Origin of the sequence: Flavobacterium sp. KACC 22758, assembly GCF_028736135.1 — a bacterium.
GTDB lineage: Bacteria > Bacteroidota > Bacteroidia > Flavobacteriales > Flavobacteriaceae > Flavobacterium > Flavobacterium johnsoniae.
The window spans coordinates 255,005-278,757 of the sequence record NZ_CP117878.1 but is presented as its reverse complement, the minus strand read 5'-3'; the positions used below and the strand labels follow the sequence as shown (position 1 = coordinate 278,757).

Genomic DNA, 23,753 nt, shown 5'->3' with positions numbered 1-23,753 from the left:
GTCGGGTTTGTCATTTTTATGAGTATTAAAAAAGTTCATCAGGATCAACTAAATCTGATAATTTTTGTTTTAAATCGTCTTTTAAAATCGTTAAACCAAATTGATACGAAGCATTCATCCATCCAAAACCTTCTTCGGTTATATAATTAAATTCCGTTCCTACGTTTCCGTATTCAGCGAAAATTTTGTGCGAGCTTATCGATAAATCAAACTTTTCAGGAATGGTTCCGTTGTAATCGACTGCGTTTCTGGTAATGAGCCAAAGCCAGCGATAGACCATTTCCTGCGCTTCTTCATTAAAATTATAATTTAGAAGTCCTTCCCATAAAAGCATTTGATGCGGCGACCAGCCAAACGGATAATCCCATTGGCGTATTGGCGCATTTTCATCAACGCCAGCAATTGATTCTTTGGTACTTCCTGCAATTCCGCCTTTCATTTTAAACTTTGGAAGTGTCTTTTTTACCAAAATTTCAGCTTGTTCCGGCGTACTTATTTTTGCCCAAAGCGGATAAAAAGTTGTGGCTGCTTCAAAAACATGCTGTTTTTCATTCACAAAATCATAATCGAAATAAATTCCGTTTTCAGAATTCCATAACAATTTGTTTATTTTTTCTTTTCTCGAAGAAGCTTTTAACAGCCAATATTCACTTGAAAAGGATTTATCTTCAAAATATTGAAATTCATTTTTAAAGTATTTCTGGATCAGAAAAGCAATATCGGTTTCGTATTTATAAAGCAGACTATTGATCGCAACTGTATTTAAATTGGCACAAATACCAACTAATCTGTTCGTAGTGTCATGACCGCTTTCGCGCATGCTTCGATCGTGAATAAAATATTTATCGAGTTCTTCATCAACCACTTCTCTTTCTAAATATTTCTTTTCAAATTCTCTTGTTGAGAGATTATATTTTGGTGCGAATTGCTCCAGAATGTCGTCAAAATGTCCTTCTTCAACTTCAAACGGAAGCCCGATTCCTTCTGCTTTATAACGATTTAAACCATTTGCTGTAAGTCTTTTTCCTTCTTCCATCCAAACCGTCAGATATTCTTTTATAGCGGTTTTTAAATGTCTTTCAATCCAAAAAATATCCGGATTTGATTTTTCTAAAACATCTATAATCAGCGATGTATAAAGCGGAGGCTGTGTTCTGGTTAAATAATAACTTCTGTTAGCGTTTAGAATTTTTCCGTAATGATCTATTTGATATTTAAAGTTCTCGGCAATGCCCAAAGCAAGATCAATTTTATCATCAATTAAAAGTCCTTTTGCAATAAAATAACTGTCCCAGCCGTACATTTCGTTGAATCTTCCGCCGGGAACCACAAACGGAACGCCTGATACTTCATTGTTTTTAATTTGAAGTGCCAAAGCCAGAATTCCCGGTTTTTTGTTCAGTGATAAAACATATTCAGGAGTAATATTTTTAGGCATCTGCACCACTTTTAATTTTGGCGTTGAGGCTTCTAATTTTTTGAAATAATCAAAAACAATTTCGTCGCCAAAAGGCACATATAAATAAGCAAATTCATTTTCGATTTTATCGTCTTCCAGAATTTTCTTTACGCCAATGGCATCGATTGTTCTGGTAAGGCCGTTCCAATACAAATCTTTAATTTTTCTTGAAATTCTTTTTACAGGATCTTCTGTGATTTCGTTTAAATCTATCTCCGCAGATTCAACATTGTTTTTCTTAGCCAAGGCCAGTTCCTGCAATAAATTCGAGAGCTGATAAGTTCCTTTAATAACTGCCGGATTTCCATCTTGATCATAAAGTAAAAAACTTTTTGGACCGTTGTCATCTATCGTAATTTTTTTATCGCCGTCAGTATCTTCCTGAGCCAATAATTTTTCGATGGTTTGGGTTATATGTAGTTTAAATTTCATCTTTTGCAGTTATTTTTTTAAGAATAAAAAAGGAGATCAGTAACAAAGTCATTGGAATGAGGGTAAAATAAAAAGCCTTTTCTGGTCCTTCATTTTTAAAAAGCCAGCCTGTAATTCTGGACCCCAATGTGCCGCCAAGAGCCGAAAAAATGACAATTAATCCGGTCATGGAACTTTGCAGATTCTTTGGTAAAGCACTTAATACTATTGAATTTAACAATGGATAAATGGGCGCAATAAACAATCCGATTAAAGGAAATGCAAAACCAATTAATGGTATATTTGAAAGTGTATCAATATTTTTTACTTCTAATCCAACCGTTTTTGGAAGCACAAATGTTACCAAAAGCATGGCGGAAACAATACAGAAACTTAAAACCCAAATCCAGTTTACTTTTTTAGTCACAATTCCTGCGATAAGTCTTCCAATTGCTAATGAAACTGCCAAAATACTGGCCATCATTATACTGATGTTTTCTGGCAGATGCAGCACTTTTGTATTAAATGTAGGCAGCCATGAAAGGATTCCCTGCTCGATCATTACAAATAAAAACACGCTGATGACAAAAATAACAGTCAGCAGTTTTGCCATTAATTTGAACATCTGCAAAAAATCATCTTTAAGATTTACTCCCGCTGCGACTTCAGTTTCTTCGAATTTTATAAAGAGTAAAAACAGAAATGATAAAAACGATAATCCCGCCAATAACCAATATACGTTAAGCCATGAATTGGGATCATTTTCGTTATTAAAAGCCGGAAATAAAAAATAAGCCAGCGCAATTCCTACCATAAAAAAACCTTCAATACTGCTCATTAAAGCGTTGTGTTCTTTTTTTGTTTCGGTCACGGTTCCTATCAGCGAATAAACAGAAACTTTTATCAGGGCAAAGGAAACTCCAACGGTTGCAAAAAGGATTTTAGCATTGTTAAACGAGTTTCCAAAATACATAGAAATACAGGCTAAAGTAACCAAAGCCAATCCTGTTAACATCGCTTTTCTATAACCTATTCGAGGCAGAAAAGAAGCTATAAAAAAGGATACAATGGCAATTGGCATATCTTTAAAGGCTTCTAAAATACTCGCCTGAACCTCGTCGACACCGTAATTTTTCTGCGATTTTAAAATCACAATTCCTACGCTGTTTAATAAAATGGCGAAGACAAAATAATTGAGGTAAAGTGAGATTTTAATTCCTATGTTTTTCATTTGTATTTTGTGGTTATGAAACGTAATACGTTGTGGTTATGATGCAGAGACACACAGCAGTGTGTCTCTAAAATACCATATAATTTTTAACACATACAAACATAGTTTAGTTTGTATTCAAAGGCGTTTCACTTGCATTAATCCACATAGATATGTGTGGAAACTTGTTTCTTTTTTGCTCTTTTTTTTGAGTGATAAAAATCTATGTTTCTATGTGTTTAATTTTTTTTACTCTTATATAAATTTAGAAATTAATCGCTACCGAAAATCTAAAAGCACGTCCTAAAATAGGTCTTGCCATAAACACATCGCTAGCTGCAGATGTTGTTTGTCTTGGATCTCCTTCTGTTAAACCAATTTCGTTGAATAAGTTTGAAGCATCTACTGCAAAACGAAGATTGTTATACGTATAATTTAAACCTGCTCCAACTTCTTTGTAAGCCGGCAAAACTTGTTTGTTATCCTGATTCGTGAATTTTTTATCGTAATAAGAAAACTGAACATAAGCTGTAAAGTCTTTTGTAATATCAACTTCAGGTCTTAGGTTACAGAAAAATTTAGGGATTCTTCTTGCAGTATTTCCATTAAAATCAAAAGTCGAACCGTCGGCATTTGTTCCTGTAAAGTTGTCGTATTCTGGTTTTTGAACTGTGAATGTAAAGTTCAGTTTCGCAAATTTATATCTTGCATTCGTTTCTACTTCAAGACCAATATTGTTTACATCGGCAAATTTATTTTCTGAAGATCCATCAGATAAAATATCCGTAAAAGCCACATTTTTCAAATTCATGTGAAACAAATTTGCATTTACAGAGAAGAAAGAACTTGAATATTTATAACCCAGCTCAAACTGATTTACTTCTGTATTTTCCAATTTGCTTAAATTGGCTGCATTATCATAAAACGATTCTTCAATTGGAGATCTAAAACCGTGGCTGTAACGCACGTATGAAGCCATATTGTCGTTGAATTTGTAATTTCCCGCTGCAGTATACGACCATTCGCTTACATCATATCTCCAATAAGTATACGGATTTCCTTTTACTGTTGTTACTGCATCATCCGCCGTATTATTATCCAAAATCCCTAAGTTTTCGGCAAAAAATCTGGCGTTGTCTCTGTATCCGGAATATTTGTCTTTGTTGTATCTTAAACCAGCATTAAAGGTTAAATTGTCTGTAGCTTTAATTTCGGCATCAGCATAAATATCATTTAAAAGTCCTTTTGTCTGTGCGTCTCTTTCTAACCATGTAATTCTTTCTACGCCATTCCAGGTGTGGTCAACTCCGGTTGTATTATCTTTTACATTTAATAATCTCGGATTGTCTGAAACACTTACTAAATACGAATTCCAGTTCCAGTATTGATTTGATTTCCAGTTAGAATAGTAGTAACCTGCTGTAAGTTTCACCGGATCTAAATCAAAAGAAAAAGAGAAATTATTCGCAAAATTGCTCATTTTCTTCTCGATGTGCCAAAGATCTGCTCTCATAATTAAAGCATTTGGATCAAGTGCTGCACCATTATCTACATAAGTATAAGCAAGGTTTCCTGCTGTTGTATTTTGAACATCTGCTGCATAAGCATCTTGTGTCCAAGGTCCTCCATTAGGAAAAATAGCATTGTAATTTAAATCGATACTCGTTTGTTTGAAGGCATTTTTGAAAGTAACTCTTTCAGAAATTTTCTTTTTAAATTCAGCTCCAATTGAGTTGATAATTGGATGTGAACCATCTTCTAAATCTGCGCTGAAAGTTCCGCCTCCGTATTGAGGTACATTTAAATGACTGAAATTTACAGAAGTCAATGTTCCGTAATTTGGATTAAAGCCTGGAATTCCTTCCACTTTTCCGTTGTTATTTTTTAAAGGAATTGGTAAATAGAATGTATTTCTGTCATCAAGATGTTTGAAATTGATTCTTAAATAATCGTTGTCATCAAATTTATAAGTGATGTTTCCTTTTATTTGTCCGCCTTTATTGGCAGTAAAACCAGTATTTCTTACTCCATTGTCAGTTCTGTAAAATCCGCCTACATTAAAAAATAATTTATCCTGAATTAAAGCACCTGATAAATTAAGGTCAGTTCTAAACATTCCGTAATCTGAAGTTGTGAATTTTGCTCTTCCCTGAAAATCATTCTGACCTGTTTTTGAAATAAAGTTGATGATTCCCCCCGGAGCATTGTTGGCGAAAATTGAAGCAGAACCTCCACGAACAGCTTCCATTTTACTCACTGTTTCGTCTAATCTGTAAAAAGTATCGGCATTGGCAAATTGCAAAGCTCCATCTTCAAAAACCGGTAATCCGTCTTCCTGAATCTGTACATATTCATAAGCTCCCGCAGACGGAATCCCTCTTGCAAAAAGATTGTTTCCAATTTCTCCTCCAGATGCTTCAACCACAAATCCCGGAATAGTCTGCAGCAACGCCGCCGTGCTCGATGGTGCTCGGTCTTCAATAGCTTTGGCTCCCATTGTGGTAATGGCAACGCTCGATTCAAGCTTAGATCTTGGAGCAGACGAACCTGTTACGACAACTTCTTTTAAACTTTGCGATTCGCCTTCAAGAAGTAAGCTTACCTCTATAGATTCTCCTTCTTTTAAGGCAATTTTTTTCTCGAAAGTTTTGTATCCCACATTTGTTGCCATAATAGTGTAGGTTCCTGCTTCGACGTTTGAGAAAGAATATCCTCCGTTTTCGTCTGTAACGGTGCTTTTTCCTGTTTCCTTAAGCGTTACGTTTGCTCCGGGAATTGTTACGCCGCTATCGTCGAGTACTTTTCCGGAAACTTTAGCTGTATTTTGGGCAAACAGATTATTTGGTAAAAAAAATAGGCAAAACATTAAAAATAATGTACCTAAATAATGGTGCAGCTTTTTCATTTTTTTTGTTCGGTTAGTTAGTAATTATGGTTATCACTGTCAAACTTAAAAACAAATTATAAGGAATATAAGAATTAAAAATCGAAAACGTTTTCGAAATCACCTAAAACGTTTTCGGAAATTAATTTTTTATCAATGCAGTTTATTTTTTAGTACATTTATTTCATGAATGATACAAAATTAATAGATATAGCCTCTGCATTAGGAATATCGGTTACAACCGTTTCAAAGGCATTAAAAGGGTATACAGACATTAGTAAGTCGACACGAGCCAAAGTTATCGAAATGGCCGAAACGATGAACTATATGCCTAATTCTGTAGCAGTTAATTTAAGAACCAACGAAACCAAAACTATTGGCGTTATTATCCCTGCAACGGTTCATCACTTTTTTTCGAGTGTTTTAAACGGCATTTTAGAAGAAGCCGAAAAAAGAGGTTATCTGGTCATCATTCTGCAATCGAATGAAAAATATGAAATGGAAAAAAAGCAGCTTGCCTTGTTAATTCAAAAGCGGGTTGACGGCGTTTTAATGTCACTCTCGAATGAAACGGATGATTTCTCTCATATTAATGACGCCATTCGAAAAAATACTCCGGTTGTTTTGTTTGATAAAATTGCTAAAAGAGTAGAATGTTCTAAAGTGATTATTAATGACGCTAAAGCAGCTTATGATGCCGTTACGTATCTTATCAATAAAGGCTATAAAAAAATTGCCCATTTTAGAGGCTCGTATGTTCCTCAAAATTCCATTGATCGCTTTCTGGGTTATAAACGCGCACTCGAAGCTCACGGAATTGAATACGATTCGAAACTGGTTTATGTTTGTGATAACAATACCGATTTTGAAGACGGTTACGAAAATGCCCAAAAAATTATGGCCGAACATCCGGATATCGATGCTATTTTTGCGATTACAGATTTAGTCGCTATCGGGATTATAAAATATTTTAATGAAGCGGGAATAAAAACGCCGGATCAGGTGGCGGTTTTTGGTTTTAGCAACTGGTTTATGAGTACCGTGATTTCGCCTAAATTAACGACAATTGACCAGCCTGGATTTGAAATGGGACACACCGCAGTTTCTATTTTAATTGATGAAATTGCCGACATAAAAGAACATCGTAAAGTCGAACATCAAATTATAGAACTTCCAACAAGAATCATAGAACGAGAATCGACTGTAAAATGATTTTTTAGTTTTAACTTTGCTCAAATTCTTAAAAAGCATTAATGTTTCCGATTCCTGAAAATACCGATTTTTTATTGGCTGATGCCGAAAAAGAAAATTTATATTTAAGTCTGATTGAGCAGATTAATAAAGACTTTAATCTGGCGAATGAAGGAATTGATTTTCCGCTTAGTATTTCTCCTGAAGAATTAAAAATTCAGCTTCATGAAAAAATCTACCGCATGATTCAGTACAAATTTGCTGAATACTTAAATCTGCTTTACATTATTGATGTTCCCGAAAATGAAATCAAACAACTAGACGGTTCTGATTTAGTAATTCTGGCTGAACAAGTTGCCTTTTTGATTTTAAAAAGAGAATGGCAGAAGGTTTGGTTTAGAAATCATTACAAATAAGTTGCTAAGGTTCTGAGATACTAAGATTCTAAGTTTTTTTATCATTGGGACGAACTATATTATGCAATTTATGTAATTCTTCAAAAAGCCCAAAATACTGCGTTTCAATTTCACTTCCAATAATTTGGAAACGGCCACACTTGAAACATATTTTCGCTATACCAACCGTTTTTTCTTTCTTTTTAAAATAAAGATATCGCGATATTCAGGGACACACGCATAAGAACTCATTTGTAAAGAATCTTTTTCACTGAATACATTTTCAATTTCTTTTTGCTGTTTAGCCGTAAGATTTGACTTTTTATAATGATGACTTAGCAAAATTCGTTCGAAGCCTCTTTTAGGAATACTATCAGGAAAATATCCCATAAATAAACCTTCAAACTCCTTCTCTTTTTTTGATTTTTTATTTTCTCCTCCAGAAATAATTATGCTATCAAGAATATAATTCACAAAATAATGATCAATTTTATCAGAATCAAAAAAAGGTCGTAATTCTTTCTTTACAACCTTTTCATTAGTATTTTTTGATTTCTCCGAATTATTACAACTTAAGACAATAATTCCAATAAGTATAAAATAAATTTCTTCAATTTTCAGAATTTAAAAACTTAGAATCTTAGTATCTCAGAACCTTAGCTCCTTAGAAATAAACCCTCACAAAAGGCATAAATCCAGATCCGTAAAGACTTTTGTCAGGATTATACAATACGTCATAACGGGCGCCAATTGTAACGTTTCCAGTTCTGTAACCTGCTCCGAGATATAGGGCTGTATTCCAGTAACTATCAGAAAAAGCAGGTCTGTTGATATTCGATTCATATCTTGTATCTACTCTTACCTGTTCCAATTCGGCAGATAATTGAACTTCCGGAATTGGGTTCACAAGCGTGATTAAACTTCCGCCATAAACATAGGATTCGTAATAATTTTTTGAAGATAAATAGCCGAATTGTAATCCAACTCCAACGGCAAAAATCTCGTTAACATTGTAAATCGCACTTGGCATTACAGAGATATCAGTATAACCGGAACCAATTCCTAAACCCAGTCCGCCTCCAAACTGAACTTTATCCCAAAAATGGTTTTTGTTATCAATAACATACGTTTGTTGTGCCTGTGCATAACTTGAGAATAAGACTGCCAAAATCACAAAAAAATATTTGCAATCGATTGAAAATTGAATTTTATTCATAGTTAACGTTTATTTTAACAAATTTTTACGTAAAAGTACGTAAAAAAAAGATTTAAATAAAGGCGATTGTTGTACTTTTGCCATTCTATTTAACAAAAAGTATATTCACTAATATTATGGATAGGTTTTCATTTTTAAATGCAGCGCATACCGAGTTTTTTGCACAATTATACGATCAATATTTAGTTAACCCAGACAGCGTAGAGCCTAGCTGGAGAAGTTTCTTTCAAGGTTTTGACTTTGGACAAACTACTTATAATGACGAAAATCCAGTGCAGACCATTGTTGAGTATGTGACTAGCCCAAACACAGATTACAGTCAGGTTTCAGACAAACTGCAAAAAGAATTTAACGTTCTAAAATTAATCGATGGTTACCGTACGCGCGGGCACTTGTTTACAAAAACAAACCCAGTTCGCGATCGCAGGCAGTCTTCTCCAACTTTAGATATCGAAAACTTTGGTTTATCAGCAGCTGACCTTTCAACTGTTTTTGATGCTGCACAGACAATTGGAATGACACCTTCTTCTTTAGAAGCTATCGTAAATCGTCTTAAAGCTATTTACTGCCAGCATATTGGAATTGAATATATGTATATCAGAAATCCTGGCGTTGTAAAATGGATTCAGGATAAATTAGCTGTAAATGTTAATCAGCCTAATTTCTCTACAGAAGAAAAGAAAACAATCTTAAATAAATTAAACGAAGCTGTTTCTTTTGAAAACTTCCTTCATACTAAATATGTTGGACAAAAACGTTTCTCATTAGAAGGCGGGGAATCTATCATCCCGGCTCTTGATGCTTTAATCGAGCAGGCTGCAGAAAAAGGTGTTGAACAATTCGTAATGGGAATGGCTCACCGTGGTCGTTTGAACGTTTTAGCAAACATCTTCGGAAAATCGACTCAGGATATCTTTGGTGAGTTTGACGGAAAAGATTACGATCAGGAATATTTTGACGGTGACGTAAAATACCACTTAGGTCTTACAGCTGACAAAAAAACAAGATCTGGAAAAAGCATCAACATCAATTTAGCGCCAAACCCTTCTCACCTAGAGACTGTTGGAGCAGTAATTGAAGGTATCACAAGAGCAAAACAAGATAAATATTACAATGACGATTTCTCTAAAGTATTACCAATCGCCGTTCACGGAGATGCTGCAATTGCAGGTCAGGGTATTCTTTACGAAATCATTCAAATGGCTCAATTAGATGGTTACAAAACTGGAGGAACAATCCACATTGTAATCAACAATCAGGTTGGTTTTACAACTAACTACTTAGACGCTCGTTCTTCTACTTACTGTACAGACGTTGCTAAAGTAACTTTATCGCCGGTATTACACGTAAATGCTGATGATGCTGAAGCTGTTGTACATGCTGTATCTTTTGCATTAGACTACAGAATGCAGTTTGGACGTGACGTATTTATCGATTTATTAGGATACAGAAAATACGGTCACAACGAAGGTGATGAGCCTCGTTTTACACAGCCTGTTTTATATAAAATCATTGCTAAACACAAAAACCCAAGAGACATCTATGCAGAGAAATTATTATCTGACGGTGTAATCGATGCTTCTTATGTAAACGGTTTAGAAAAACAATACAAATCTCAATTAGAAGAAAACTTAGAAGCTTCTCGTAAAAAAGATTTGACTATCATTACCCCATTCATGAAAAACGAATGGGAAGGATTTGTTCAGGTAACTGATACACAAATGCTTCAAAAAGTTGACACTACTTTTGCTAAAGAAGGTTTAGATTCTATCATCAAAACCATCTCAACTTTACCAGAAGACAAAAAATTCATTAACAAGATAACTAAAATTGTTACGGATAGAAAAGTTGGATACGACAACAATACTCTTGATTGGGGAACTGCAGAAGCACTTGCTTACGGATCTCTTTTAACAGAAGGATTTGATGTTCGTATTTCTGGTCAGGATGTTGAGCGTGGTACATTCTCTCACCGTCATGCTGTTGTTAAAGTAGAAGACTCAGAGGAAGAAGTAATTCTATTAGATGCAATTGAAAACAAAAAAGGAAAATTCGGCGTATTCAATTCACTTTTATCTGAATATGGTGTTTTAGGTTTTGATTATGGATATGCATTAGCAAACCCAAAAGCCTTAACAATCTGGGAAGCACAGTTTGGAGATTTCTCTAACGGAGCTCAAATCATGATTGACCAGTATATTTCATGTGGAGAAGACAAATGGAACAACCAAAACGGTATTGTTTTATTATTACCTCACGGATATGAAGGACAAGGTGCTGAGCACTCTTCTGCAAGAATGGAGCGTTACTTACAACTTTGCGCAAGACATAATATGTATGTGGCAGATTGTACAACACCGGCTAACTTCTTCCACTTATTGAGAAGACAAATGAAAACGAATTTCCGTAAACCATTGGTAGTTTTCTCTCCAAAAAGTTTATTACGTGATCCAAGATGCGTATCAACTGTTGAAGAATTAGCAACTGGAAGTTTCCAGGAAACTATCGACGATACCACAGTAAACAAAAAAGATGTAAAAACTTTAGTTTTCTGTACAGGTAAATTCTACTACGATATTGTAGCAGAAAGAGAAAACAACGGAAGAAAAGACGTTGCAGTTGTTCGTATCGAGCAATTATTCCCTTTCCCAGTTGAGCAGATCAAAGAAATCATTGCAAAATATCCAAATGCAGATGATTATGTTTGGGCACAGGAAGAGCCTAAAAACATGGGAGCTTACAGCTTTATGTTAATGAACTTTGACCTTGTAAAATGGAGATTAGCTTCATTGAAAGCATACTCTGCTCCTGCATCAGGAAGTTACACACGTGCAAAACGTCGTCACGCAGATGCAATTAGAATGGTATTCGATAAAAATTTATTCAGATAATTAAAAAAATTGTTTCAAGTTTAAAGTTTCAAGTTATGCGAAACATGAAACTTTAAACTAACTAAACTTTAAACAAAAACAAGATGATTTTAGAAATGAAAGTCCCATCACCAGGGGAATCAATAAAAGAAGTTGAAATTGCAACTTGGTTAGTAAAAGACGGAGATTATGTAGAAAAAGATCAGGCTATTGCTGAAGTTGATTCAGATAAGGCTACTCTTGAATTACCTGCTGAAATGAGCGGTGTAATTACATTAAAAGCTGAAGAAGGTGATACAGTTGCTGTAGGCGCTGTAGTTTGTTTAATTGATACAGATGCTGCTAAACCAGCAGGAAGCGGATCTGTAGCTCCAGCTGCTGAAGCTCCAAAAGCAGAGGCACCTAAAGCTGAGGCTCCAAAGGCAGAAGTAAAAGCTGAAGCTCCAAAAGCAGCTCCGGCAGCAACAAGTTATGCAGCTGGAACTCCATCTCCTGCAGCAAGAAAAATATTAGACGAGAAAAATATTGCTCCAGCAGCAGTTTCTGGAACTGGTAAAGGCGGCAGAATTACTAAAGATGATGCTGTAAATGCAGTACCGTCTATGGGAACTCCAACTGGAGGAAGCCGTGGAACTGAGCGTACAAAATTATCTATGTTACGTCGTAAAGTAGCAGAAAGATTAGTTTCAGCTAAAAACGAAACGGCTATGCTTACTACTTTCAACGAAGTAAACATGACGCCAATCAACCAAATTCGTAACGAATACAAAGATGCTTTCAAAGCTAAACATGGTGGTTTAGGTTTAGGATTTATGTCATTCTTTACAAAAGCAGTTACAAGAGCTTTACAATTATATCCAGATGTTAACTCTATGATGGATGGTGACTACAAAATCGCTTACGATTTTGCTGATATCTCAATCGCAGTTTCTGGACCAAAAGGATTAATGGTTCCTGTTGTTCGTAATGCTGAATTATTAACTTTCCGCGGCATTGAAGCTGAAATCAAAAGATTAGCTTTAAGAGCTCGTGATGGTCAAATTACAGTTGACGATATGACTGGAGGAACTTTCACAATTACAAATGGCGGTGTTTTTGGAAGTATGTTATCTACTCCAATCATCAACCCTCCACAATCAGGTATTTTAGGAATGCACAATATTATTGAGCGTCCTATTGCTGTAAACGGAAAAGTTGAAATTCACCCAATGATGTATGTTGCACTTTCTTACGATCACAGAATCATCGACGGACGTGAATCTGTTGGTTTCTTAGTTGCTGTGAAAGAAGCATTAGAAAACCCGGTAGAATTATTAATGAACGGTGATGCTAAACGTGCTTTAGAATTGTAATAATTATAATTTTCAATATATCTAAACCTGCTCATTTGAGCAGGTTTTTTTATTTTAAAGCTATTTTATAAGTGAACACTTATATTTTTAAAAATTAATTTAGAATGAATAAGAATAACTTGCTTTGTTTCGTCTGATACCTTAGATTTGCACAATCGAAAACAATTTTAAACTATTCTAAATCTATTTACAGAAAAAGAATAGTATCAATTTAATTCTGCAAAGACATGATAACAATAGCAAGCCTTATCGTTTTTTTAGCTTTTTACATACTTTATTACACCTCAAAAAGAGCAGTTTTATCGTATGATTTAGGTTTTGAAAAATGGATGAAAAAAAATCCGAAACAAACCAAAATCACCGGATTAGTGCTTCTTGTTTCGGCTTATGCAATCTGGCTTTTTACACAGTCTTTGGGCTGCGGTACTTTGATGTTTTTTATTCAGTTGATGACTATTGGAAGCCTTATTATCATTCTTGCACCATTAAAAAAAGTAAACAGCAAAGCACTTTTGGCACTCTTGGTTATCGCTGCCTTATTAGAACTTTATTACAACTAAATTATAACTGACCAATGCCAGCAAATCCAAAATATTTAAACCCATCTTTTTGGCCTCGTTTTTCTAAAATTACAGCAGCTATATTAGGCGGATACTTCGTTTCAGTAACTTTTCATCTTGCTTTAGCTTCATGGTTTAACCGCCCCGAAGTACTAATGACAACAGCCTTTACTGGATTTATACTTTGGGTTGTATTAATGGTTCTTGCATTTTTGGCAAAAAGCGGCTGGAAAATCTGGGGCATTTATATTTTGCTCAGCTTAGTTTTTTCGCTTCTTATTTACCTTGGCCAAACTTATAACACTAGCGCGTAATCCTTATGAATAACCGTCATTATAATATCTATTTTCACACACATACTGTCAGCGGTATTGTGATCAGCGTTGTGCTTTTTGTAATTTTCTTTGCAGGATCTTTTTCTTTTTTTAGAGATGAAATTATCAATTGGGAAAGAAGTGAATCGACTGCAGTTACCAGAGAAATTAAATTAGATTATAACAAAGCTTTAGAAAATCTTGATAAAAAATACGTTTTACACGGAAGAAAGATAACTATATCAAAACCATCTATAGAAAATAGAGTTGCGGTTTACATGGAAGGTTCCAGAGACACTTTGGCTCCTGCCAAACAAAAAGAAGGATCATTCTTTTATTTAGACAACAAAAACTTTAAATCCTATACTTACGAAGAATCTTATTCTTTAGGAGAACTTTTATACCGTTTACACTTTCTGGCACAAATTCCTTATCCGGTTGGCTATTACCTTTCCGGATTTACTGCCTTATTCTTCTTATTTGCCATTGTAACCGGACTTTTATTACACTGGAAAAAAATCGTATCTAATTTTTATGTTTTCCGCCCAAAGGAAAAACTAAAAACATTATGGACAGATGCTCATACTGCACTGGGAATGATAGGACTTCCGTTTCAGTTTGTTTATGCCGTAACCGGAGCTTTCTTTATGATTAAACTTTTAATCGTTGCCCCGGCTGTAATGGCATTATACAAAGGCGATCAGGATAAACTTTACAAAGAATTAGAATACACAGATACCGATTATAAATTTGAATACAAAAAATTAGCCAATCCGTTCGATGTAGAACAATTGATTAATAAAGCCAAAAGCAATTGGGCAGATTTTGAAATTACACGTGTTGTTATTCAAAACTATGGCGATGTCAATATGCACGTTTTAGTTGAAGGAGAACTGCCTAGCCATAAAAAATTTACCGGAATTGGAAAAGTCGTTTACCGCGTTTCTGACGGAAAGGAAATTGCCCGCAAAAATCCAATTACCCAAAACGGCTATCTTGATGTTGTGAAAAATGTTTTATACAGAATACATTTTGGCGACTATGGCGGTTATGCCTTAAAAATTGTGAGTTTCGTTTTAGGAATTATAACTTGTTTTGTCATCATTTCAGGAGTAATGATTTGGTTAGTAGCAAGACAAAAAAATAATCTGCCTGAAAAGAAAAGACGTTTCAATGCAGCTGTTGTTCGCATTTATCTGGCTATCTGCCTGAGTATGTACCCTATTACTGCTTTAGCATTTATTGGTTCAAAAATATTTTATCCTTTAAGCCAGTCTAACTTATTCCGTTTATATTTTGGCGGATGGTTATTGCTTACAATATTCTTTATCATCAAAAAGAATGATGCTTTTACAAATAGGTTCTGCTTAATATCAGGAAGTATTTTAGGCTTTTTAATTCCAATTACAAACGGAATTGTTTCTGGACAATGGTTCTGGACTTCATTTATGGAAAACAAAATTCAGATTTTCTTTATTGATGTTTTCTGGATCGTGCTCGCTTCTATAACACTATATACAGCATATCATTTAAAGCCTACAAAAGAAGTCGCGAAAAATTAGCTTAAATAATTTGCCCTCTATTGATTTTGCTTATACTTTTACGGCTTTAATCAAAAAATGGGATTCAAAACGCAAATACGTTTTCTGCATAAATGGCTCGGATTAATTTCCGGGCTTATTGTTTTTATAGTCTGTATTACGGGTTGTATCTTTTGTTTTCATGATGAAATAAAAGACATTACGAGAAAAGAATGGCGTTTTGTTGAACCTCAGAACAAACCTTTTTTAATGCCTTCGGTTTTGCAGGAAAAGGCAAAAGAAATTGTTCCAAAGAATAAAATAAGCATGACGGCGTATTACGGAAAAAACCGTTCGGCTATTGTTTACACCTATTCTGATACTGAGAATTTATATCTGTACTTTAATCCTTATTCCGGTCAATATTTAAAAACAGAAAATCCCGAAACTGACTTTTTCATTATTGTCGAATATATTCACCTGTATTTGCTTCTGCCGGATTATATAGGAAAACATATTATTGGCGGAGCTACTATCATTTTTATTCTTTTACTGATTTCCGGTATAATTCAATGGTGGCCAAAACGAAAAAGCGATATTAAAAGAAGTTTCACCGTAAAATGGTCGGCAAAATGGCGTCGTGTAAATTACGACTGGCATAACACGTCAGGATTTTATATTGCGCTTATTGCACTTATTCTTGCCATAACAGGTTTAACTTTTACTTACGAATGGGTTGGCGACGGTATTTACAAAACTTTCAATTTTGGAGGAGATAAAGCCGCAGAAACAAAAACACCTGTTATTGACACAACAAAATTTGAATCAAACTCGATTACCGCAGTCGATCGTGCTTTTATTCAAACCATGAAATTACAGCCAAAAGCCGAAATGTTCTTTGTAATGATTCCGCAGCAAAAAGGCGATATTATAAGTACTGGAGCATATCCGCATACATTACGTTACGATCATCAAAGCAATTATTATTTTCATCCCAATGACGGGAAATTAATTCAAAGTGATCCGTATCATTCAAAAACGCTCGGTTTACAGGTTGTCGAAATGAATTATGGAATTCACACAGGACAAATTTTAGATCTGCCTGGAAAAATAATTGCATTTACAGTAAGTTTAATTGCTTCGGCTTTACCTGTGACCGGTTTTGTAATTTGGTTTGGAAGAAGAAAAAAATCTAAAAACAAGAAATAAAAAAACCGCCTTAATAAAAGCGGTTTCTTTATAATTGTAGAAATTTATTAATTTCTGTTTGCTAAAGCATTTTTCTGCAAATTTTTAACTGAATTTACTTTGTTATCTACATAAGCAACTTCACTTAAATTGTTTTCATTAAAGTAAATCCATTTTCCGGTTTTCACTCCTTCTGTGTATTCTCCAACAGCTTTTTTATTTCCTTTTTCGTCATAAGATACCCAGACACCATCTAATTTACCATCCTTAAAAAAGCCTTCTTGTTGTACTTTACCATTATCATAATAATAAGTAGCTTTTACTTTGTTTCCAACAGCTTCTAATTCAGGTTTTACTTCTTGTGCAGCTAATATTCCAGAGAACAATACTGCTGCTAAAATTACACTCTTTTTCATATCTTTAGGTATTAATGTTAAGAAATCATTATCAAATATAGTTAATTGTTTACATTTAAAAAACTTTTACTTAACAATTTGGTAACATTGAATAAAAACTTAACATTGGAAATTTCCCAAAAACAAAAAAACCAGCGCTCAGGCACTGGTTTTACTGGTATTTTAGTTAAAAACTAAAATTACGATAACGTTATAAATTTCGTAAATAAATTAGTTCAATAAAGTGTTTAACTGATCCTGAAGCTTTGGATCAGAGGGTCTTGCAGCATCAGAACTCACAATGTTTCCATTTGGATCTAAAAGAATAAATCTTGGAATTCCCATTACACCATAATTGACTACAAATTCAGATTCCCAGTCTTTATCTGCAAATAACTGAACGCCGCCTAACTTTTTATCAGTCACAAACTTTTTCCATTTTTCATTGTCTTTTGCTTTATCAATAGAAATACTCACGAACTCGATGTTTTTTCCGTGATACTTTTCTTCAATTTTTTGCAAATATGGAATCTCAGCTCTGCAAGGTGCGCACCAGGTTGCCCAAAGATCAATGTAAACGTATTTTCCTTTTAGATCTGAAAGTTTTGTTTTTCCTCCTTTAAAATTTTCGTAATCAAATTGAGGAGAAGGTTTTCCAACCATTTTTCTTGCATTTGCAGTTCTTTCATATTCCTGAACTGCATATTGATTAAAACTTTCAAAACTCATTTTTAAAGCAGTTTTAAATTCCGGATCAAGATCACTTTTTTCCAGATTCTCAAAATCAGTTTTTTTCTTGTTTTCTAAAAGCGATGTAAATTCAGCTGCTTCTTTAGCAAATGCTTCATTTTGAAATTTTTCATCTTTTAAAGATTGCTGCGCAAGGAAATTACTTTCGTTTACACCTTTACCTTTATAAACAATTGTTTCATCAAATTCTTTGGCATTCATGGTCAAATTAACTTCAGAATCTGGTTTTAAGTAAATGTTTGAAGATTCAGTTCCGTCAGAAAACATATAGAATCCTTTTGGAGCTTCAAAAGTTGCGGCAAAAATTCCCTTTTTGTCAATTGGAATAACTTGTTTAAAATTATTTCTTCCTTTAATAACTAAAGTATCGCTGTTTCTATTATCGATTTTAGCTGTAAATTTTATTTGATTTTTGGCTTGACCTATAACGTTCAAAGCACTAAAAATCAACAGACCCGTAACAAAAAGTTTTTTCATACTATTTAAAGTTTGTTTTTAGTGATTCAAATCTAAAGAAATAACAGCTTCGAAATTTCAGAATTAACAAAATATTTAAAATTATACGTATCAAGTTTACCTCTTTACTATATTATCTTGAATTTTGTATTTACTTTTGCAGTCTAAAATTGAGATTATGTATAGAAGTCATAATTGCGGCGAATTAAACGCTTCAAATATTAATACCGAAGTTACACTTGCGGGCTGGGTTCAAAAATCACGTGATAAAGGATTTATGAATTGGGTCGATTTACGCGACCGTTATGGAATTACACAACTTATTTTCGACGAAAGTCGTACTGATAAAACTGTTTTTGAATTAGCAAAAACACTTGGACGTGAATTTGTAATTCAGGTAAAAGGAACTGTTATTGAGCGTGAAGCTAAAAACAAAAACATCCCGACTGGTGAAATCGAAATTTTAGTTTCTGAATTAACGATTCTAAACACTGCTTTAACTCCTCCATTTACAATTGAAGATGAAACTGACGGTGGTGAAGATATCAGAATGAAATACCGTTATTTGGATATTCGTAGAAATCCTGTAAAAAACAGTTTATTGTTCCGTCACAAAGTGGCAATGGAAGTTCGTAAATATCTTTCTGATTTAGATTTCTGCGAAGTTGAAACACCTTATTTAATCAAATCAACTCCAGAAGGAGCAAGAGATTTCGTTGTACCAAGCCGTATGAACGAAGGACAATTTTATGCATTACCGCAATCGCCGCAAACTTTCAAACAGCTTTTGATGGTGGGTGGTATGGATAAATATTTCCAAATCGTAAAATGTTTCCGTGACGAAGATTTGCGTGCTGACCGTCAGCCTGAGTTTACTCAGATCGACTGCGAAATGGCATTTGTGGAGCAAGAAGACATTTTGAATGTTTTTGAAGGTTTGACAAGACATTTATTAAAAGAAATTAAAGGCATTGAAGTAGATAAATTTCCAAGAATTACTTACGACTATGCTATGAAAACATACGGAAATGACAAACCGGACATTCGTTTTGGGATGAAGTTTGGTGAGTTAAACGAATTTGCACAGCATAAAGAATTCCCTGTTTTCAATGCAGCTGAATTAGTTGTCGGAATTGCTGTTCCGGGAGCAGGAAATTATACTCGTAAAGAAATCGACGGATTAATTGACTGGGTAAAACGTCCTCAAGTTGGCGCATCTGGAATGGTTTATGTAAAATGCAACGAAGACGGAACATACAAATCATCTGTAGATAAATTCTACGATAATGATGATTTAGCAAAATGGGCAAAAGCTACAGAAGCAAATCCTGGCGACATGATTTTTGTACTTTCTGGTCCGGCAAACAAAACTCGCGCTCAATTATCTGCACTTCGCATGGAATTGGCAACTCGTTTAGGATTACGTAATCCTGAAGAATTTGCTCCATTATGGGTTGTAGATTTCCCATTATTAGAACTTGACGAAGAAAGCGGTCGTTACCACGCAATGCACCACCCATTTACTTCTCCAAAGCCAGAAGATATGGCATTGCTAGAAACAGAACCAGGAAAAGTTCGTGCAAACGCTTACGATATGGTTTTAAACGGAAACGAAATTGGCGGTGGTTCTATTCGTATTCACGATAAGGCAACGCAGCAATTAATGTTCAAATATTTAGGATTTACCGAAGAAGAAGCAAAAGCGCAATTTGGTTTCTTAATGGATGCATTCCAGTTTGGAGCACCGCCTCATGGTGGTTTAGCATTTGGTTTAGATAGATTAGTTGCTATTTTAGGAGGTCAGGAAACTATTAGAGATTTTATTGCCTTCCCTAAAAACAATTCCGGACGTGATGTAATGATTGATGCACCAGCTGCAATCGACGATGCTCAATTGAAAGAATTACACATTAAAATTGATTCTATATAAATATTGTAGAGTTTAGATACAAAAAAGCGGCTGAAAACATCAGCCGCTTTTCTATTTTGTTCAAAACTGTAAAAATAATCCTAGAACATTCGTTTTTGGTTTTATCAAATTCCTACAATTTGCCTTTTTTTATATTCTTACAATTAATGATTCTCAAATATTGGTGTTTTATAAACAAATTGACGCAATAAACCACGTAAAAACACTGTAAATCAATAATTTTTACAAAATTTTAACAGGTATATGTCTTTTGTATGAATTTAAATATTACATTTGTTTTATTATAAATTATTATTACAATTACAATGCGTACAGGTACAGTAAAATTTTTCAATGAATCTAAAGGTTATGGATTCATTACAGACGAAGAAACAGGAAAGGACATCTTCGTTCACGCTTCAGGAATTAACGCGGAAGAATTACGCGAAGGAGACCGTGTAAGCTATGAAGAAGAAGAAGGAAGAAAAGGGAAAGTTGCTGCTAAAGTAGCAGTAATCTAAGAAAAATATAGCAATTTATTTTTTTTGCCTCTGAATGGTTTTAAAAACGTCCCGAAGTATCGGGGCGTTTTTTTTTGCCCATTTCTTAAAAAAATATTAAAAAAACCGAATGTTATTTATAATCAATAAAAATTACATATAAACGCGGTTTCATAGCCTACTTATATCCTCCTTTAGTTTGTGATTTACATCGTTGAAAGTTATCTTTGTGGCTTATTCTTTAAGTAAAAAAGTTAAGCTTATGCAATCTGATCAATACAGTTACATTCCTATCTTAATGCAGTTAATTCTTGCTGTTGGTTTTGTGGTAGGAACAATCATTATTTCTGGAAAATTAGGCCCAAAAAGAAACTCTGAAGTTAAAGATAAAAACTTCGAGTGCGGTATCGAATCTGTTGGTAATGCCCGTATTCCTTTTTCTGTAAAATATTTCCTTGTTGCAATCTTATTTGTGTTGTTTGATGTAGAGGTTATTTTCCTTTACCCATGGGCAGTAAACTTTAAAGATCTTGGTATAGAAGGAATGTTGAAAATGATTGTTTTTATGTCACTTCTTCTTGTTGGTTTCTTTTACATTATCAAAAAGAAAGCATTAGAGTGGGAATAAATTCGATTTTAAATTTTAGATTTCTGATTTTAAATTAAATCCGGAATTAAAATTTAATCTCTCCAAATAAAACTGATTTAAAAAAATTGATTTTACTTTTTACGATTTTAAAAAAATCAGAAATCTAAAATCAGAAATCTAAAATAAAATGAGCGATTCAAAAGTAAATATGGTGTCTCCTCCAGAAGGTCTTACTGGTGAAGGATTCTTCGCTACAAAACTTAATGATGTTGTAGGTTTGGCACGCGCGAATTCTCTTTGGCCTTTACCATTTGCAACTTCTTGCTGCGGAATTGAGTTTATGGCAACAATGGCAGCACACTACGATTTAGCACGATTTGGTTCTGAACGTGTGAGTTTCTCTCCTCGTCAGGCTGACATGCTGCTGGTAATGGGAACCATTTCTAAAAAAATGGCGCCAATTTTAAGACAAGTTTACGAACAAATGTCTGAGCCGCGCTGGGTAATTGCTGTAGGAGCTTGCGCTTCTTCAGGTGGTGTTTTCGACACTTACTCAGTTTTACAAGGAATTGATAAAGTTATTCCGGTTGACGTTTACGTTCCAGGATGCCCTCCTAGACCAGAGCAGATTGTTGACGGTGTAATGAGACTGCAAGAATTGGTAAAAAGCGAATCTGTTAGACGCAGAAGCTCACCAGAATACCAGGAATTATTAGCTTCCTATAACATTTCATAAGATGGCTTTAGAAAACACCCAGATTCAAAATAAACTTACGGAAACATTTAATAATGATGTTTTCAACTTTCACGAAGAAAGAGATATTTTTACTTTAGAAGCTTCTGCTGATAAAATTACAGCATTGATTCTATTCTTAAAAAACGATTCTGAACTGCAATTTCACTTTTTAACAGATTTATGCGGCATTCACTATCCTGATAACGAATCAGAACGCCAGTTTGCAGTTGTATATCATTTACACAATTGGTTCGAAAACAAACGTATTAGAATCAAAGTTTACCTAAACGGTGAAAAACCAGAGATCAAAACTATTTCAAATATTTTCTTAAGTTCAAACTGGATGGAAAGAGAAACGTATGATTTTTACGGAATCAATTTCGTTGGCCACCCGCAGTTAAAACGTATTTTAAATATGGATGAAATGGTGTCTTTCCCAATGAGAAAAGAATTCCCAATGGAAGACAGCGGAAGAACTGATAAAGACGACAGATTCTTCGGAAGAACAGTATCAAATTGCTAAATAATTCAACATTATAAAATGTCAGAACTATTACTACCACCAGAGCATCGTTATGCTAAAATAATTAAGGAGCGACACAATGAAGACGGAAGCGAGCTTTCAGTTCTGAATTTAGGTCCGACTCACCCTGCGACCCACGGTATTTTTCAAAATATCCTATTGATGGATGGTGAAAGAATTCTAGAAGCTGAACCAACCATTGGTTACATTCACAGAGCTTTCGAAAAAATCGCCGAAAATCGTCCTTTTTATCAAATTACACCTCTTACAGACCGTATGAACTATTGTTCCTCTCCTATTAATAATATGGGATGGTGGATGACATTAGAAAAACTATTAGGTATTGAAGTTCCAAAAAGAGCACAATATTTAAGAGTTATTGTTATGGAGCTGGCGCGTATTACAGACCACATTATCTGTAACTCGATCTTAGGTGTAGATACTGGTGCGTATACAGGTTTCTTATACGTTTTTCAATTTAGAGAAAAAATCTACGAAATCTACGAAGAAATTTGTGGAGCTCGTTTGACTACAAATATGGGAAGAATTGGTGGTTTTGAAAGAGACTGGTCTCCAGAAGCTTTCAGAAAACTAGACAAATTCCTGGAAGAATTCCCACCTGCCTGGAAAGAATTCGAAAACTTATTCGAAAGAAACAGAATTTTCCTTGACAGAACTGTAAACGTAGGCGGAATTACAGCTGAAAAAGCAATGGCTTACGGATTTACAGGTCCAAATTTACGTGCGGCCGGAGTTGATTACGACGTTCGTGTAGCACATCCTTACTCATCTTACGAAGATTTTGATTTTATTGTTCCTGTTGGAAAATCAGGTGATACTTACGATCGTTTCTGTGTTCGTAATGCTGAAGTTTGGGAAAGTTTAAGCATCATTCGTCAGGCTTTAGAAAAAATGCCTGCCGGAAACGAATACCATGCAGAAGTTCCGGATTATTACCTTCCTCCAAAAGAAGACGTATATAATTCAATGGAATCTTTAATTTATCACTTTAAAATCGTTATGGGAGAAGTTCCTGTTCCGGTTTCAGAAATTTACCATGCTGTTGAAGGAGGAAATGGAGAACTTGGTTTCTATTTATCTACTGACGGAAGCAGAACTCCATACAGATTACATTTCAGAAGACCTTGTTTTATTTACTATCAGGCATTCCCTGAAATGATTAAAGGAGCATTGCTTTCTGATGCGATTATCATTTTATCAAGTTTAAATGTAATTGCCGGAGAATTAGACGCGTAATAAAGATTGCAGATTTTAGAATGCAGATTTCAGATTAACAAATCTAAATCTGAAATCAAAAATCTAAA

The 23,753-nt window shown here is 34.5% G+C and carries 21 protein-coding genes; 14 read left to right on the top strand and 7 right to left on the bottom strand.

The genetic code is table 11. The annotated features are described in order from the left end of the window. Nucleotides 1-25 precede the first annotated feature (25 nt). The 3 genes from PQ462_RS01270 to PQ462_RS01260 all read right to left on the bottom strand — a co-directional run bounded on the left by PQ462_RS01270 (nucleotide 26) and on the right by PQ462_RS01260 (nucleotide 5,985). Nucleotides 26-1,891, bottom strand: coding sequence for an alpha,alpha-trehalase (locus PQ462_RS01270; RefSeq protein WP_274252080.1), 1,866 nt, complete (start codon nucleotides 1,889-1,891; stop codon nucleotides 26-28). After that, nucleotides 1,881-3,101, bottom strand: a complete 1,221-nt coding sequence (locus PQ462_RS01265) for an MFS transporter (protein ID WP_274252079.1) — start codon at nucleotides 3,099-3,101, stop codon at nucleotides 1,881-1,883. The genes PQ462_RS01270 and PQ462_RS01265 overlap by 11 nt, the downstream gene beginning before the upstream one ends. Nucleotides 3,102-3,345: 244 nt before the next feature. Continuing rightward, nucleotides 3,346-5,985, bottom strand: coding sequence for a TonB-dependent receptor (locus PQ462_RS01260; protein WP_274252078.1), 2,640 nt, complete (start codon nucleotides 5,983-5,985; stop codon nucleotides 3,346-3,348). 165 nt (nucleotides 5,986-6,150) lie between these two features. On the opposite strand from PQ462_RS01260, the gene PQ462_RS01255 reads away from it, so the two are divergent. Both PQ462_RS01255 and PQ462_RS01250 read left to right on the top strand, forming a co-directional pair. Next, entirely contained in the window at nucleotides 6,151-7,176 is a 1,026-nt protein-coding gene (locus tag PQ462_RS01255; protein ID WP_274252077.1) for a LacI family DNA-binding transcriptional regulator, read from the top strand. 41 nt (nucleotides 7,177-7,217) lie between these two features. Beyond that, nucleotides 7,218-7,571 (top strand): hypothetical protein, encoded by a 354-nt coding sequence (locus tag PQ462_RS01250; protein ID WP_073408162.1) that lies wholly within the window; start codon nucleotides 7,218-7,220, stop codon nucleotides 7,569-7,571. Nucleotides 7,572-7,727: 156 nt separating this feature from the next. On the opposite strand, the gene PQ462_RS01245 is transcribed toward PQ462_RS01250, so the two are convergent. Continuing rightward, nucleotides 7,728-8,024, bottom strand: coding sequence for a hypothetical protein (locus PQ462_RS01245; protein ID WP_274252076.1), 297 nt, complete (start codon nucleotides 8,022-8,024; stop codon nucleotides 7,728-7,730). Between the two features lie 190 nt (nucleotides 8,025-8,214). After that, nucleotides 8,215-8,766 carry a hypothetical protein gene (locus PQ462_RS01240; RefSeq protein WP_012023338.1) on the bottom strand — a complete coding sequence of 184 codons (552 nt, stop codon included), beginning with the start codon at nucleotides 8,764-8,766 and terminating at the stop codon, nucleotides 8,215-8,217. A gap of 116 nt (nucleotides 8,767-8,882) precedes the next feature. On the opposite strand from PQ462_RS01240, the gene PQ462_RS01235 reads away from it, so the two are divergent. From PQ462_RS01235 to PQ462_RS01210, 6 genes are all read left to right on the top strand, one after another. Then, nucleotides 8,883-11,657 (top strand): 2-oxoglutarate dehydrogenase E1 component, encoded by a 2,775-nt coding sequence (locus tag PQ462_RS01235; protein ID WP_274252075.1) that lies wholly within the window; start codon nucleotides 8,883-8,885, stop codon nucleotides 11,655-11,657. Between the two features lie 83 nt (nucleotides 11,658-11,740). Then, nucleotides 11,741-12,988 (top strand): 2-oxoglutarate dehydrogenase complex dihydrolipoyllysine-residue succinyltransferase, encoded by a 1,248-nt coding sequence (gene odhB / locus PQ462_RS01230; RefSeq protein ID WP_274252074.1) that lies wholly within the window; start codon nucleotides 11,741-11,743, stop codon nucleotides 12,986-12,988. A 227-nt stretch (nucleotides 12,989-13,215) separates the two neighbouring features. Then, the gene (locus PQ462_RS01225) at nucleotides 13,216-13,548 is read left to right on the top strand and encodes a hypothetical protein (RefSeq protein ID WP_274252073.1); all 333 of its coding nucleotides are present in this window, start codon (nucleotides 13,216-13,218) and stop codon (nucleotides 13,546-13,548) included. Between the two features lie 14 nt (nucleotides 13,549-13,562). After that, a complete protein-coding gene (locus tag PQ462_RS01220) occupies nucleotides 13,563-13,862 on the top strand; it encodes a hypothetical protein (RefSeq protein WP_274252072.1) in 300 nt (99 codons plus the stop codon). A 5-nt stretch (nucleotides 13,863-13,867) separates the two neighbouring features. Then, the gene (locus PQ462_RS01215; RefSeq protein ID WP_274252071.1) at nucleotides 13,868-15,424 is read left to right on the top strand and encodes a PepSY-associated TM helix domain-containing protein; all 1,557 of its coding nucleotides are present in this window, start codon (nucleotides 13,868-13,870) and stop codon (nucleotides 15,422-15,424) included. A gap of 57 nt (nucleotides 15,425-15,481) precedes the next feature. Continuing rightward, a complete protein-coding gene (locus PQ462_RS01210) occupies nucleotides 15,482-16,591 on the top strand; it encodes a PepSY-associated TM helix domain-containing protein (RefSeq protein ID WP_274252070.1) in 1,110 nt (369 codons plus the stop codon). A 47-nt stretch (nucleotides 16,592-16,638) separates the two neighbouring features. On the opposite strand, the gene PQ462_RS01205 is transcribed toward PQ462_RS01210, so the two are convergent. Beyond that, on the bottom strand, nucleotides 16,639-16,986 hold the full coding sequence (locus PQ462_RS01205; RefSeq protein WP_121362599.1) for a toxin-antitoxin system YwqK family antitoxin: 348 nt from the start codon (nucleotides 16,984-16,986) through the stop codon (nucleotides 16,639-16,641). Nucleotides 16,987-17,196: 210 nt separating this feature from the next. Next, on the bottom strand, nucleotides 17,197-18,192 hold the full coding sequence (locus PQ462_RS01200; protein WP_121362600.1) for a TlpA family protein disulfide reductase: 996 nt from the start codon (nucleotides 18,190-18,192) through the stop codon (nucleotides 17,197-17,199). A 157-nt stretch (nucleotides 18,193-18,349) separates the two neighbouring features. Here PQ462_RS01200 and aspS point away from each other — a divergent pair, with 157 nt between their 5' ends. The 6 genes from aspS to PQ462_RS01170 all read left to right on the top strand — a co-directional run bounded on the left by aspS (nucleotide 18,350) and on the right by PQ462_RS01170 (nucleotide 23,685). Next, the gene (gene aspS / locus PQ462_RS01195; RefSeq protein WP_012023329.1) at nucleotides 18,350-20,101 is read left to right on the top strand and encodes an aspartate--tRNA ligase; all 1,752 of its coding nucleotides are present in this window, start codon (nucleotides 18,350-18,352) and stop codon (nucleotides 20,099-20,101) included. 305 nt (nucleotides 20,102-20,406) lie between these two features. Beyond that, complete coding sequence (locus tag PQ462_RS01190) at nucleotides 20,407-20,601, top strand: cold-shock protein (protein ID WP_007137066.1); 195 nt, start codon at nucleotides 20,407-20,409, stop codon at nucleotides 20,599-20,601. 241 nt (nucleotides 20,602-20,842) lie between these two features. Next, entirely contained in the window at nucleotides 20,843-21,208 is a 366-nt protein-coding gene (locus PQ462_RS01185; protein ID WP_012023328.1) for an NADH-quinone oxidoreductase subunit A, read from the top strand. 148 nt (nucleotides 21,209-21,356) lie between these two features. Next, nucleotides 21,357-21,905, top strand: a complete 549-nt coding sequence (locus PQ462_RS01180) for an NADH-quinone oxidoreductase subunit B (protein WP_012023327.1) — start codon at nucleotides 21,357-21,359, stop codon at nucleotides 21,903-21,905. Nucleotide 21,906: 1 nt separating this feature from the next. Next, nucleotides 21,907-22,428 (top strand): NADH-quinone oxidoreductase subunit C, encoded by a 522-nt coding sequence (locus PQ462_RS01175; RefSeq protein WP_012023326.1) that lies wholly within the window; start codon nucleotides 21,907-21,909, stop codon nucleotides 22,426-22,428. Nucleotides 22,429-22,446: 18 nt separating this feature from the next. Next, on the top strand, nucleotides 22,447-23,685 hold the full coding sequence (locus tag PQ462_RS01170; protein ID WP_073408169.1) for an NADH-quinone oxidoreductase subunit D: 1,239 nt from the start codon (nucleotides 22,447-22,449) through the stop codon (nucleotides 23,683-23,685). The last annotated feature ends 68 nt before the right edge of the window (nucleotides 23,686-23,753 follow it).